The sequence below is a fragment of the Acaryochloris thomasi RCC1774 genome, from assembly GCF_003231495.1.
Classification (GTDB): domain Bacteria; phylum Cyanobacteriota; class Cyanobacteriia; order Thermosynechococcales; family Thermosynechococcaceae; genus RCC1774.
In genome coordinates, this window is sequence record NZ_PQWO01000001.1 from 337,267 (window position 1) to 349,935 (window position 12,669).

The 12,669-nt window shown below is 51.9% G+C and carries 11 protein-coding genes; 3 read left to right on the forward strand and 8 right to left on the reverse strand.

Translation table 11 applies throughout. From position 1 onward, the window contains the following. Positions 1–94 precede the first annotated feature (94 nt). The 5 genes from C1752_RS01675 to C1752_RS01695 form a co-directional block, all read right to left on the reverse strand. Positions 95–1,351 (reverse strand): S-layer homology domain-containing protein, encoded by a 1,257-nt coding sequence (locus C1752_RS01675; protein WP_110984306.1) that lies wholly within the window; start codon positions 1,349–1,351, stop codon positions 95–97. Positions 1,352–1,583: 232 nt separating this feature from the next. Continuing rightward, entirely contained in the window at positions 1,584–2,630 is a 1,047-nt protein-coding gene (locus tag C1752_RS01680) for a hypothetical protein (protein WP_110984307.1), read from the reverse strand. Positions 2,631–3,156: 526 nt separating this feature from the next. After that, positions 3,157–4,242 carry a hybrid sensor histidine kinase/response regulator gene (locus tag C1752_RS01685; RefSeq protein WP_110984308.1) on the reverse strand — a complete coding sequence of 362 codons (1,086 nt, stop codon included), beginning with the start codon at positions 4,240–4,242 and terminating at the stop codon, positions 3,157–3,159. Positions 4,243–4,262: 20 nt separating this feature from the next. Then, positions 4,263–5,531: an ATP-binding response regulator gene (locus tag C1752_RS01690; RefSeq protein ID WP_233501252.1), complete on the reverse strand. Its 1,269-nt coding sequence runs from the start codon at positions 5,529–5,531 to the stop codon at positions 4,263–4,265. A 14-nt stretch (positions 5,532–5,545) separates the two neighbouring features. Beyond that, positions 5,546–5,977 (reverse strand): response regulator, encoded by a 432-nt coding sequence (locus tag C1752_RS01695; protein ID WP_110984309.1) that lies wholly within the window; start codon positions 5,975–5,977, stop codon positions 5,546–5,548. A gap of 380 nt (positions 5,978–6,357) precedes the next feature. On the opposite strand from C1752_RS01695, the gene C1752_RS01700 reads away from it, so the two are divergent. Together C1752_RS01700 and C1752_RS01705 are read left to right on the forward strand one after the other, a co-directional pair. Further along, complete coding sequence (locus C1752_RS01700; protein WP_110984310.1) at positions 6,358–6,693, forward strand: thioredoxin family protein; 336 nt, start codon at positions 6,358–6,360, stop codon at positions 6,691–6,693. A 128-nt stretch (positions 6,694–6,821) separates the two neighbouring features. Then, complete coding sequence (locus tag C1752_RS01705; protein ID WP_110984311.1) at positions 6,822–7,259, forward strand: DUF6918 family protein; 438 nt, start codon at positions 6,822–6,824, stop codon at positions 7,257–7,259. Between the two features lie 16 nt (positions 7,260–7,275). Here the strand turns inward: C1752_RS01705 and ruvB are convergent, their stop codons facing one another. Next, entirely contained in the window at positions 7,276–8,385 is a 1,110-nt protein-coding gene (gene ruvB / locus C1752_RS01710; protein ID WP_110984312.1) for a Holliday junction branch migration DNA helicase RuvB, read from the reverse strand. Between the two features lie 105 nt (positions 8,386–8,490). Between ruvB and C1752_RS01715 the strand changes: the two genes are divergently transcribed. Next, positions 8,491–9,309 (forward strand): alpha/beta hydrolase, encoded by an 819-nt coding sequence (locus tag C1752_RS01715; RefSeq protein ID WP_110984313.1) that lies wholly within the window; start codon positions 8,491–8,493, stop codon positions 9,307–9,309. 79 nt (positions 9,310–9,388) lie between these two features. Here the strand turns inward: C1752_RS01715 and trmFO are convergent, their stop codons facing one another. Together trmFO and C1752_RS01725 are read right to left on the reverse strand one after the other, a co-directional pair. After that, positions 9,389–10,780 carry an FADH(2)-oxidizing methylenetetrahydrofolate--tRNA-(uracil(54)-C(5))-methyltransferase TrmFO gene (gene trmFO / locus C1752_RS01720; RefSeq protein WP_110984314.1) on the reverse strand — a complete coding sequence of 464 codons (1,392 nt, stop codon included), beginning with the start codon at positions 10,778–10,780 and terminating at the stop codon, positions 9,389–9,391. Positions 10,781–10,858: 78 nt separating this feature from the next. Next, positions 10,859–12,385, reverse strand: a complete 1,527-nt coding sequence (locus C1752_RS01725) for a glycoside hydrolase family protein (RefSeq protein ID WP_110984315.1) — start codon at positions 12,383–12,385, stop codon at positions 10,859–10,861. Positions 12,386–12,669: the final 284 nt, after the last annotated feature.

Here is a 12,669-nt window from a genome sequence, read left to right on the forward strand (position 1 = left end):
CCGCTATTGAATGAATTGATGTACAGGAGACTCCAATACAAGCAGCTCCTCCTGTCCGAAGGATCGAACAGGAGGAGCCAAATCACGCCGTCATTTACTTTTGAGCTGTAACTCGCAACCCAGCGCGGGTCGTCAGCGTCAACTGATTTGGATCGATGACAATGACCGAGTTGTTGGCCGTACTAGGCGATTGAGTGCCCAAAGCATTCTGAAGAACATTGCCGACACTGACTGGACGCCCTAAAGCTGATTCCACAGCCGTTCGAGCCGCAGCGCTGGTGACCGCTGTTCGCAGATCAGTGGACTTTAACTCAGTTTCATTGACGGCAACTTGAGGATTAGAAGTCGCGTTCAGCGGATAGGACTTGTTGCCTACCATCAGTTTATCGGCGACAAACTGGGTTGCAGGAGTCGTGCCATTAATGTTCTGTGGCACAAACCGACCCATGATTCGACTGTCGGCTGGGATCAAGACCCGACCGTTGGCATTGGTGATATCTTGCGCCACCAATAAAGAGGTTTCATAGGTTTCGCCAGGAGCCACCACAATCTTGGTGCCTGCATTACCGGGGTACTTGAGCGCAATATCTGTCCCTTGAGCTACTAGCAAACCTGCGGGCTGATTGGCCGCTGGCTTTTCGGGTTGAGCCGCAGCCTGCGAGGGAGCCGTGGCCTGTACGATATAGTTCGCCGTTTTACTGCCTGCCGCAATCGGCTGCAGTTGCCCCTGCTTCACCAGTGCCTGATAGACAAAGGCCGCCACATCGGCTCGCGTTGCCGACTGATTGGGGTTGAGGTATTTGACGTTTGGGTGGTTAACCACTAATCCCTTGGCCGTCGCCGCACTAATGCCCTGATTGGCATAGTCAGGAATATCTGCGGCATCTTGATACATGCCCAACATCTTATCCGTATTGGCGGGTGACTCTAGCTCTAAACCACTGGAAAGAGAAACGAGGGCTTGAACGCGGGGAATGCGCTGCGTCGGCTCAAACTTGCCGCCCGGATAGCCACTCATGAAGCCGGTGGTGTAGGCTTTCCTGACAGCTGGTGCGGCCCAGAAGTCGGACGGCACGTCATTAAAGGCTGTGTACCGGCGGACAGCCTTTTGATCAAAGGCTTGGCGGACAATGGCTGCGAACTGCGCGCGCGTCACAGGTTCGTTGGGCTTAAAGCTGCCGTCAGGAAACCCCTTAATAATATCTTTGGAGGCCAGCTCCTCAATAAAGGGTCTCGCCCAGTAGCTGAAGTTCACATCAGAAAAAGATGCGTCTTGAGCCGATGCGGGTGTTGCGATCGCAACTAAAGCTCCTCCCACAAGTGCTGCAGATCGTCGAAACAAAGAACTCATAAAATCTCCTAAAAGTCATAGCAGGCACATCAAGAGCACTGAAATTCGTCTACAGAATCGGCGAACAGCAACCATACCCCTATGGCTGATTAAGCTTGATTCGAGTGCGCTCTTAATGGAACGTCGGATATTAACGTTCCTGCATCCTCTTAAGTCTGATTAATTTGAACCCAGAATGCGTCTCCCCTGAGGTAGAACCCTCAAATTTCATCTCTCAATCGCTCGATAGAGATCAGGGCGCAGGCGGTGGTATCGCCCCTTCCTGAAGACGATTGACCTCTGTTAGGGTTGCCTCAGGATCGCGCTGGACAGCTCGCTGGATATAGTTAAGCTTCATTTCCTCTAACAGATCAGACAACAGTGCCTGAAGCTCTTGCTGCGTCGCCTTCTCCTGCAGACTGCGGCGCAGGGCCTGCTTAAAATCTTCTGAAAGCTCCTCAAAGACGACACGGTTACGCGGATCAGAGTAGGACGACACCAGTACTTCATAGGTTGACTGGGCCAGGTAGTCTGAGAGTTGCTCAATGGCCCCTGCAGGCAGCACATTCATCCCCGGGATGCCCTTGAGGCCCTGATAGACATCGCTACGCTTGAAGGTGTTTTCTAAACTCTGACGCAGCAGTGCCTCCAAGTTGGGCTGCACCTGAGGAATCACTTGATAGATCGTCAGCGACAGCAGGCGATCCACGAGGCGATCTAGCGTGTTGGAGTCCCCCACTTGGATATAGTTGTCCGTATTGAGCAATAGCTGAGCCGCTTCGCCTCGCTCCACCGACTCTTGAGTCTGATTGACGAGCCGCACCAGCATAAACATGGAAACGCGGTCCGCAAGATAGGCCGTGGGTTCATGCGTGAGTTGCGCCAGAGGGCGTTCAAGATTGATCAACCCCGACCGATGTACCTGCATCAGCATCGGTACCATTCGCATCCACTGCCAGAAGGGCAGCAGCAGCAGCAGCTCATAGGATCGTCTCAGCATCGCGCTTCCCCAAGAAATGCGGGGGTGGCGACGGCTGAGGGCAAGGGTCCGAACCAAAAAGGCAAGGCCAAAAAAGGCGGCAAAATACTGGTCAATTTGCCAAAACGACTGCACCTGATCGTAACGGAGGGCAATGGCAGGCAAGAATCGGAAGTAGAGAGGCCGTAGCGCCTGATAGCTGGCCTGAAACAGCACTAGAGCAACATTAACAACCATCACCAGGGCGACGCCTCTCGCTCCCATCGTTACGGCCCAGGACGATGGACGCGGCTTAGCAGTGGGTGTGACGGTCTGAGCCATAGGTCTCACACAGAGTACAGCAAAGGGAGCAGCAAGAAGCTCTGCTCCCCATCGGAATGTTCTATTAACTTACCCTACCGGCTAAGGCCATCAGTCTCATCAGAGAAGGTAAACGCCAGCGATAGGAATTAGAACTGTCTTAAATTCATCAACGTTTCAGCTATTAGCACTAGTCATTAAACTTAATCCCTGAGGCGGGCACATCTAACGCAGTGTGGACATCAGAGATTGCCCACCTCAACCCAGAGATATAGGGGTACGCGCATTGATTAGGACATTGAAACGGTTGCAAGCTATGTCTGCTAAAGAAAGGCTGTCTTAACTCAGCCGAATACTGCTATGGAGCGGTACGCCTAGGACAGTACTCGGCTGCACACCATGTTCACCGGCAACAGGCTGTCCTAACTTAACCAGGTCTCGCTGTGTAGCGACACATGCATGAGGCCTCTGAATGAAGTCTGTCAATGGAGACGCCAAGAGAACGACATAACATCACTTCTGACTCAGCCAAATGCGGCAATCGAGATTAAACTTGCTGACTGGGTAGCGACACCGTAAACGTACTGCCCTCACCCACTTGAGACTGAACGCTGACGGTCCCATGATGGAGAGCAACAATCCGGTGTACAAGATGCAGCCCTAGACCACTCCCCCCTTTGACGTGCGCTCCCTGACGGAACCATTCAAAAACAACGTGCTGCATCTCGGGCTCTATTCCAGCACCTGTATCTTGCACCTGCAGAACGACCCTTCTCTGTGGGGTAGTCTCACAATCTAGGTGCAGGGCAACGGAACCCTTTTGCGTAAACTTGATCGCATTGCCAACGAGATTAGTGATCACGCGACGCAGTTCCATACAGTCCCCCTGGATGCAGAAATCATCTTCGTCAGCCTGGATCGCAAGGGTTAACTGCTTTTCATCAGCTAATGCCTGCAGCGTTTGCATCACCTCTTGGCACAGCTCATATAAATTCACCTGACTCAGGGTTAACTGCTTACGACCTGCTTCGTGGCGATAGACCTCTAGCAGCGTGTTCACCATCTGCAAAAGGTTGTCATTGCTGTCAACAATATTGCTCAGGGCGGGGCTAATGTCGGCGAGTGACTGGCCGAAGCTGCCCTTGAGACAAAACTGCAGCATTCGGTTCGCGGCAATCAGAGGGGTTCGCAGATCGTGGGTCATACGGGCAACAAAATCATCCCGCTGGCGCAGCATTTTCTGCTGTTCGTCAATACTATACTTAAGACGCAGTAAGGCCCGAATCCGAGCCATCAGCTCACCGATCTGAAAGGGCTTACGAATGAAATCGTCGGCTCCGGCATCCAATCCGGTGACGACGCTCGATTGTTCATGAGCCGTCAGCAACAAAATGGGAATGAAGGGCAGTTGCTCATTACTGCGGATTCTCTGAGCCACTTCGTATCCATCTATGCCCGGCATCATCACGTCTAACAGAATCAAGTCGGGCGGCGAATGATGGATAAACTCCAGCGCTTTTAAACCATTTTCGACACAGGTTAACTCATATTCATCAAGGTCTTCGAGTAAGGTTTCCAGCAGCAGTAGATTATCGGGAGAATCGTCAACGGCCAAGATTCGGGCAGGGAGCATAGCAATTTATCAAATAAGCATCATATAAAAGATGAAGGAATTGCCGATACGGCAGCTTCCTTGAAGTCTTGATCAGTGGCGAGATCAAGATAGCGGGGCAAAATCACGAGAAAGGTAGAGCCAGATCCTAATGTGCTCTCAACCTGAATCTCTCCCTGCAGTAACTCGACTAACGACCGGGTAATCGCCAACCCTAAACCGGTACCGGCTTGCTGGCGAGTGGTGGTCTGGTCGACCTGACAGAAGGCTTCAAAGATATGATCGCGGTGCTGGGGCGCAATACCAATGCCCGTATCTTGAATTGCGATCGCAACTCGATCCTCAGTCTCTTCCGAGAGTTGGACCTCAATTTGACCGGATTCAGTAAACTTGATGGCGTTCGAAACCAAATTTACCAGAATTTGCCTTAAGCGATCGGCATCAGTCTCTATTTTTTTATCCTCAAGCTGAATCTTAGTGATCAGCTTTAGATGCTTCTGATCGGCCAAGGAACGCAGTTCTTCTGTCGTCGCTAGCACCAGCTTTGCCACGTTTACCGGCGCAGACATGACCTCAGATCGGCCAGACTCAAGTTTTGAAAAATCTAAAAGCTTATTGAGCAGCCCCAGCAAATTGCTGCTGTTGTCAAAGATACGCTGCGCCATGCTGTGCTGCGAGTCTGTTAGTTTTCCCTTGTTCCCCTGCATCAGGATTTGCGAGAACCCCATGATCGCATTCATCGGCGTCCGAATCTCATGGGACATGGTGGCTAAAAACTGCGACTTAAGCTGAGACGCCTTCATCAACTGTAGGTTTTGTGAATGAATCTGCTGGCGCTGCTGCTCAAGCTGCCTCGTCTTAACCTTCAGGCGCTCGTTTGTTTCCCGCAGTAGCCGGTTCGTCTGTACGACCTGAATCTCAGCTTCATAGAGCCGGATCGCCCCCTGGATAATTTTAGAGAGCTGCGTGGGTGAAACCTTTGCCTTCGCGAGATAGTCCGAAGCTCCCGCCTTCATCACCTCCACTGCAACCTGCTCATCTCCCTGCCCTGTTAACACAACAATCGGCAGGTTTTGACCTTCCTTGCGCAAAGTCTGAATCAGTGAGAGTGCGTTGCCATCTGGCAGCAGATAGTCCAGCAGCATGCAGTGAAAGGTCTGCTGCTCTAACGCTTCGGTCGCACTAGAACAGTCGCAGGCTTCGGTGATGCGAAAAGGGAAGTCAGCATTCTTCAGCGCCCGTCGCACAGCCATGCGATCAACGTCGTCATCGTCAACAATTAATAGATTTAAATGCGTTTCTAAAGACACTGCTGACCACAAACCTACGGCATTTCACAAAGAGTCCAAAACTTATTCAATGCAGCCATAACCTCGACAAAGTTACTAAAGGTAACGGGCTTGAGAATGTAACCGGCAACATTGAGGCGATAGGCTTCCACACGATCTCGATCATCATCAGACGTCGTGAGAACAATCACAGGTGTCATCTGAAGCTCAGGATCAGCACGCAGCTCCTGCAGAAATTCAATACCATTCATTTTTGGCATATTGAGGTCCAGCAGCACCAAACGCCGATGACCTGGGACCACGGGAGGCTGCCCCTCTTCCCCCCGCAGCATCTGCAAGGCTTCTAGACCGTTTTCCGCAACGCAGAGAGGATTGGTGATGTTGTTTTTCTTAAATGCTCGTTGAACATTCATGACATCAACAGCATCATCCTCAACCAGCAGCAGATTGACGGTTTTATCTTCCATGCTCTTCTCTAAATTCCCAAGGTAATCGCCAAGCTTTCAATTGGCATGCCTTATATTAGCGGGTGTCTACGCGAAACAGCTCTACCGTTTGGTAGAAACTAAAAGCGACTCGCCTTGGCTGTTAACAGTCTGAAATTACGACCCATTGCTTAAGCAATGTTGAAGTCATCTAAGCTAATTTTTAGGCGCTTGGCACAGCTTTTGGATGATCTCTCAATGACCTATCACCGCGAGACGGCAGCCGTCAAACAACGATTTGAGAGCTATTTCAGCCATAGAGAAGATGAGTGCTGGCGAAAAGGGTAGGGGTGCGATCGCAACCCCAGACTTTCAAACAACGCAGTTCTACAATAGAGACCTGTCCTTCATCCCCTTAGCCCATGAACACAGCACCAGAAACTCGAGTTCCAGAGATTCAAGATAGCGACTTCGAAGCACTGCTAAACAGCAACACTCTCGTCCTCGTTGACTTTATGGTTTCGTGGTGTGGTCCCTGCCGAAAAGTCAGTCGCTTCATGGAAAAACTGGCAGAGACCTTCGATGGGAAAATCACGATCGTTAAAATAGATACCGAAAAGAATCGAGAAATCCCGCAGCAGTTTGAGGTTTCTCGTCTGCCGGAGGTTCTTCTGTTCAAGAATGGAGAGCTAGTCGAGCGCATTCTCGGTGCCAAGCCCCAAAGCACATTTGCAGAGGCCGTGACCAAGCATCTGTAATGTCGTGAATTTAGCTAAAATAATTCGGATTTAGTGTTCTGATCCGATCAGAAAAAGTTCTTGCTGAAGCTTCTTTGCCCAGTGCAGGAGCTTCAGTCGCGCGTGGTGTACTGCTAGGAGATAAACAGATGGGGTTGAGCAACAGCATTCAAGATCGAGAGACCCAGGCCAAAATCGCAGAAGAGTGTGCCCAGCTCATGGACGAACAAGTTGCGACCAAGAAGGGCATCTCAGGTCTAGCCATAAAAACCGCCTATCGCGCCCTCAAAGGTCTTGGCCCTGGCTACGTTCCCAGAGCACTGCAGGGCTTGTTACCACCTGCCTTGAGAGCCGTCGAACCCATGTGGGATGAGGGCCTTCGCGCAGGGGATCCGGTGGAGCACCTCAGCCAGAATCGTGAGCAAACAGCAGAGGTTCTGCTCGGGGTGACGGATACAAAAATCAGCAAGGCGCAAAACAAAATCGTGATCGCGGCCTATAAAAAGGTCCGCAAGTCAGTAAAGGGCGACGTGGAAGAGGCCGTGCCAGGGCTGGCTAAGATTATCAACAATCACACCAATAATTAAACGCCTAGCACGAGAGCTACCTCAATAAAGACATTTGCTGTTCTGGGGGTTGATACCCTAAATGCTTCCAAGCAGCAGGTGTAGCCACGCGCCCACGAGGCGTCCGGTTGAGATAGCCAATCTGTAATAGATAGGGTTCGTAGACCTCTTCAATCGTTTGGGAATCTTCGCCCGTGGCGGCGGCTATTGCATCCACGCCAACCGGTCCCCCGTTGTAATGCTCAATCATCACCGTCAATAATCGTCGGTCGGTCCAGTCCAGACCACAGGGATCAACATTGAATAGCTCCAGCGCTTCAGTTGCAACCTGTGGGTCAATAATGAGTTTTTTCTTGACCTCTGCATAGTCCCGGACTCGCTTCAGCAATCGATTGGCAATGCGCGGCGTTCCCCTGGCGCGGCGGGCAATTTCTAACGCCGCCTGGTCCGTCACCTGTGTTTTCAGAATATCGGCAGTTCGCAATACAATTTGACTCAGCTCATCGGGTTCATAAAAGCGTAATCGCTGGACAAAACCGAAGCGATCGCGCAGGGGGGAACTGAGTGCCCCCACCCGCGTTGTGGCCCCCACCAGCGTAAAGGGCGGCAGCGGCAGACTCCGAATCCGGGCTGATTGCCCCTTGCCAATCGTGATATCTAACCGAAAATCCTCCATCGCTGGATACAGCAGCTCCTCTGTCATCCGCGAGAGACGATGGATTTCATCGATAAACAGAATATCGCCCGCCTGCAGATTGACGAGTAAACCGACAATGTCGCGGGGACGTTCTAAGGCAGGGGCGCTGGTTACCTTACAGGTCACTCCCATTTCCGAGGCCAAAATGAGTGCGATCGTCGTTTTACCTAAGCCAGGTGGACCGTAGAGTAATAGATGATCTAAGGCTTCTTTTCGAGATTGAGAAGCTTGAATCGCAATTTTGAGTACATCTTTGAGTTCCTGCTGTCCCAAGTACTCTCCGAGCTGCTGAGGTCGAAGCTTTTCATCCTGCTTGACCTGGCGCTCTGCGGGATCTGCTTCCGGTTGCAGAATCGGTGCATCTACAGCAGATGCTTTCGGCTCCTTGACTTGCGATCGCTTCGGCGACTTATCCGGCTGGGAAGATTGTTTGGAAGAGACAATAGCCATAATGGCCCCATCATAGCGGGCATTTGTCAGAGCGAAAATTTTCCCCTTGGGTAATCGCTATGATACAGGTGTTCTCTCTATGACTGAGATCAACATAGACTCAAGATGCAAAAGATGCATGTGTTCTATAACAAGTCAGTGCAAAGCCGATTTAAGATACCCCATCGGTTTGTGCTTCTCATTGCTATTCTTCTGATCTGCAGTGTTGGATGCGATGCCAATGTGCTTCCCTCCAGGGATGTGGCTTCCCCTTTGCCTGCTCCTCCCAATCCTTCGCATCAAGATTCCGCCACTAAATCAGAGCGTCAGATAGACGATACGTCTTGGGGCGGGCTGAATGTTGAATTTGCCGGTGTCCCTTTGGAACAAGCCGAGCGCATCATCGTTTTATTACATGGATACGGTGCGCAGGGTGATGATCTGGTTGGCTTAGAAAAGGAGCTTGAGGCCGGTGAGAGAGCCGCTTTTATTTATCCTGCTGCGCCCCTCGCGCTTAAATCAGGTGGCTTGGCTTGGACTCAATTCAATGGCAATGGGTTCGAATCGTCTTATCAACAGCTTCTATCGTTCATGAACGATCTGCACAACAAATATCCAGATCGCTCGATTACTGTAGGTGGCTTTTCACAAGGGGCCATGATGGCCAGCAATTTATTAGCCGAGGAGAGCCTGCAGATAGAGGGGATGCTACTTTACTCTCCTTACCTGGCCTTGGCTCGACCTCCTCATACGGGAGAATCCTTACCGAAGGTATTCTTGGCACATGGACGGTCTGACAAGGTGCTGGCGTTCTCTGAGAGTGAGAAAATGCGGCAGACTCTCCAGTCTAAAGGCTACGACGTGACTTGGTTCCCCTTTGATGGCGGGCATACCATTCCCCCCTCTGTCATCAGCGCCAGCAATAAGTTCCTACGCAAGATGTAGTGAACAAAAAGACACTCTAGGGGGTTGGAGCATTAAGCGGCTCCAGTATTGGCAACAAAAATATCGACTCTATGTTGCTTTAGGCCAGAACCCGCTGCGTCAACGGTTGCGGTTCAGCAATCCAGGCAGTCAAGTCGGTTAGAGCGCGATCGCGATAGGCCCCATACCGATCTTTTTTCTTTTTCACCCGCTGGGCCAGTTCAGGAATAATCCCAAAGTTGGGCGGCATCGGCTGAAAGTGCTTGGGCGATGCTGAACTAATGAACTCAAACAAGGCACCGTTCATAGTTGTGGGAGGTAGTACCACTGGCTCTAACCCTCGGGCAATCCGAGCTGCATTGGTTCCCGCTAGCCAGCCACCTGCCGCCGCCGCCGTGTAGCCTTCAGTGCCCACCAGTTGCCCCGCCGCCAGTAGCGTTGGACGCTGCTTGAACTGGAGGCTGGGGTGTAGCAGTTCCGGCGCATTCAAAAACGTATTGCGATGCATCACACCCATGCGTACAAACTCCGCCTGCTCTAGCCCCGGAATCATCCGGAAAACTCGCTTTTGCTCACCCCAGCGCAGGTTTGTCTGGAAGCCCACCATGTTCCATAGCTTGCCAGCTTTATCTTCTTGACGGAGCTGAACAATGGCATAGGGGCGATGCTGCTGATTTTCAGGTGCTTTGAAATCACCGAGGCGCACATCGAATAACCCCACAGGCTTCATCGGGCCGTAGCGCAGCGTATCTTCACCGCGCTGCGCCATTTCTTCCACGGGTAAGCAGGCTTCGAAAAACTTAGCCGTCTCTCGCTCGAAGTCTTTGAGTTCTGCTTGTTCTGCCTCACAAAGGGCCTGCCAAAACGTCAAATACTGTTCTCTATTAAAGGGACAATTAAGATACGCGGCCTCACCCCGATCGTAGCGAGAGGCTAAAAAGGCGACGTCACGGTTAATCGACTCGCCCACGATAATGGGGCTGGCAGCGTCAAAAAAGCTGAGATAGTCCTGCCCCGTGAACTGCCGCAGATCTACCTCTAGTGCGGCACTCGTCAACGGTCCCGTCGTCAAGACAGCAATGCCATCTTTCGGGATCTCTCGCACTTCATCTCGACGCAGTTCAATGAGAGGATGCTGCGCTAAAGTCTGCGTCAGATTTTCACTGAACACCGCTCGATCGACAGCTAAGGCTCCCCCGGCCGGTACTTCATGTTCGTCAGCTTTTTCAATAATGATAGAACCGAGCTGGCGTAGCTCAGTATGGAGTAAGCCTGCGGCGCGATCGCTCGACTTGGCCCCAAAGGAATTACTGCACACCAGCTCGGCCAAATGCTCAGTATGGTGGGCCGGACTTTTCTCTAAAGGCCGCATCTCGTGCAAAATGACGGGCAATCCAGCACGGGCAATTTGCCATGCCGCTTCAGTCCCAGCTAGACCGCCTCCAATGACGTGGATGGGGTCTGGGGTCAGCAATGAATCAACTTCAGCCATAGAAAACGTTGTCGCAGATAGAGCAGGACTAGCTCATAAGTCCTGCTCTATCTTATCGACTAACGCCTCTAGAGAGCTTTAAGCCCCATAGTCAACGCGGCAAGAGCGTCGGGCATTGGAAAATGCTGGATCTTGCCAAGAAAAGTCAAAGTGGCTAACCGTTTTGACCTGAGGTGCAACCTGGCGAATAGCCTGCATCTGTGCCTCTAAAGAAGGTCGGTTATGGGAAAAACCACCCCAGGCACCTGCAATGGCCGGACTGACCTGGGTGCCGCTGGGGGCTGTTGCTAAGACTTGCTGAACCTGTTTGGCAATGCAGTCGGTGCTGTTGCCACACACGGCATAGGCCATCGGAGTCCATTCAATGTTGGTAGGGAACTGATCCCACGGCTGCATCCGTGAATCAAACCCCCGCCCGACTCGACGATTGGCACCCGGGAAAAAGACGGCTCCCGCCTTGATCCCCTGCTGCTGTACGGGGTTGGCTGCTGCTGTCAGAAAATCGACGACGCCTTGATAGGCGTGGGCTACGCTGAGCAGCCACAGGTCATGATTTAGGCGGACGATGCGGGATGCTGCTGAAGGCAGGGTGGTATGGGTCGGCACCCGCCGTCCCTGCCACATTGCGGCTCCGTCGCTGGAATAGCGTTGATCAAAGGCGGCCAGTGTACTAGCAGAGAGCGCCCCCTGAGCCATATAGTGCTTCAGCACCGCTTGCCCTTTAGAGTTTGTGGCTCGAGAGAGAAATACGTTCTGAGAGGCGCGCCCAAAGATCCAGAGATCGCTGGTTTTGCTGGCCACGGATGCACCGCCGGTTTGCCGAGGGTAGCGGATATAGTCAAACAAGATGCCGTTGGGTTTGCGCTTTGCGATCGCATCTAACATCAGGCGAAAATCCTGCCTCGCCTGCGGACTATAGGGATCCACAAAAACCTTGTCGGTATCCCCCGTAATATCAATATTGGGGTCTGCAGAGCTAATTAGCGTAGAGCTAGGTTTACCGCTACCGTTACGCGCCAAAGCCCCCTGACGATCTGGGCGATTACCGTACTCATAACCATAGTTCAGGCTGAAGGTCCAGGCATAGGGCTGCAGCCCTCGCTCCCGAGCCTTTTGCATCGCCTCTGCCAGTAGGTCTCGCTGGGCATACTCAGGTTTACGAACAATTGACGGCCATAGTGTGGGATTCTCGCTGGTGGGCAGCAGGACCTGTCCGCTATAGAAAACTTCAATATTGACGCGGTTATAGCCTCGATTAACGAGTCGATCCATGAGGCTATCCAGCACACCGGGCTTTAGATCACATTCATAGAGTCGTAGCCAGATCGCTTGAGTCTGAGGCCAGCTCTGAGCACGACAGGCACGAAGCTGATCCGAACTGCGCTTGACCATCACCTGATAGCGTTGCTTTGCCGCCTGATCCCCCCCGACAGACTTCTTAAGCGCCTCCTCTTTTTGAATCGCCGCCTCCTTCGATGACTGGCAATATCCAGGGATTTGGGCTTGAGCCGTCGTGTTTCCCCAGAGAACACCGCTAGCTGCAATAAGGCTCGTCAGAGAAAGCGAGAGTAAAGGGAGTCGCAGCCAAGAGCAACGCATAGTCATAAATCAGAAGGTCTTGAGAGATTGTGTTCAGGATTATCATGATCGTTATTGCTCAGGGCTGAGCAACAGAACCCTAACCTGTCCTTCAACAGATTGAGCATCAGGAAGTTGAGTCTTAACCACTATCTTGCCGTCAAGCAGAGGTTAATAAAAGATGTATGTACCAATAACCCCTTAACTGCTTAAGTATTTAGGCTCATTGCCTAACACTGCCCCACAATAACGAGCCTAGAAGCTAGACGCAGAAGCTTTTGCTCGAGTTCCGTCAAGTCCTTAGGAAACAT

Bases quoted from the DNA above. Each gene is read 5' to 3' on its own strand.
- C1752_RS01675 (WP_110984306.1), bottom strand. From the start codon at position 1,351: ATGAGTTCTTTGTTTCGACGATCTGCAGCACTTGTGGGAGGAGCTTTA.
- C1752_RS01680 (WP_110984307.1), bottom strand. From the start codon at position 2,630: ATGGCTCAGACCGTCACACCCACTGCTAAGCCGCGTCCATCGTCCTGG.
- C1752_RS01685 (WP_110984308.1), bottom strand. From the start codon at position 4,242: ATGCTCCCTGCCCGAATCTTGGCCGTTGACGATTCTCCCGATAATCTA.
- C1752_RS01695 (WP_110984309.1), bottom strand. From the start codon at position 5,977: ATGGAAGATAAAACCGTCAATCTGCTGCTGGTTGAGGATGATGCTGTT.
- C1752_RS01700 (WP_110984310.1), top strand. From the start codon at position 6,358: ATGAACACAGCACCAGAAACTCGAGTTCCAGAGATTCAAGATAGCGAC.
- C1752_RS01705 (WP_110984311.1), top strand. From the start codon at position 6,822: ATGGGGTTGAGCAACAGCATTCAAGATCGAGAGACCCAGGCCAAAATC.
- ruvB (WP_110984312.1), bottom strand. From the start codon at position 8,385: ATGGCTATTGTCTCTTCCAAACAATCTTCCCAGCCGGATAAGTCGCCG.
- C1752_RS01715 (WP_110984313.1), top strand. From the start codon at position 8,491: ATGCAAAAGATGCATGTGTTCTATAACAAGTCAGTGCAAAGCCGATTT.
- trmFO (WP_110984314.1), bottom strand. From the start codon at position 10,780: ATGGCTGAAGTTGATTCATTGCTGACCCCAGACCCCATCCACGTCATT.
- C1752_RS01725 (WP_110984315.1), bottom strand. From the start codon at position 12,385: ATGACTATGCGTTGCTCTTGGCTGCGACTCCCTTTACTCTCGCTTTCT.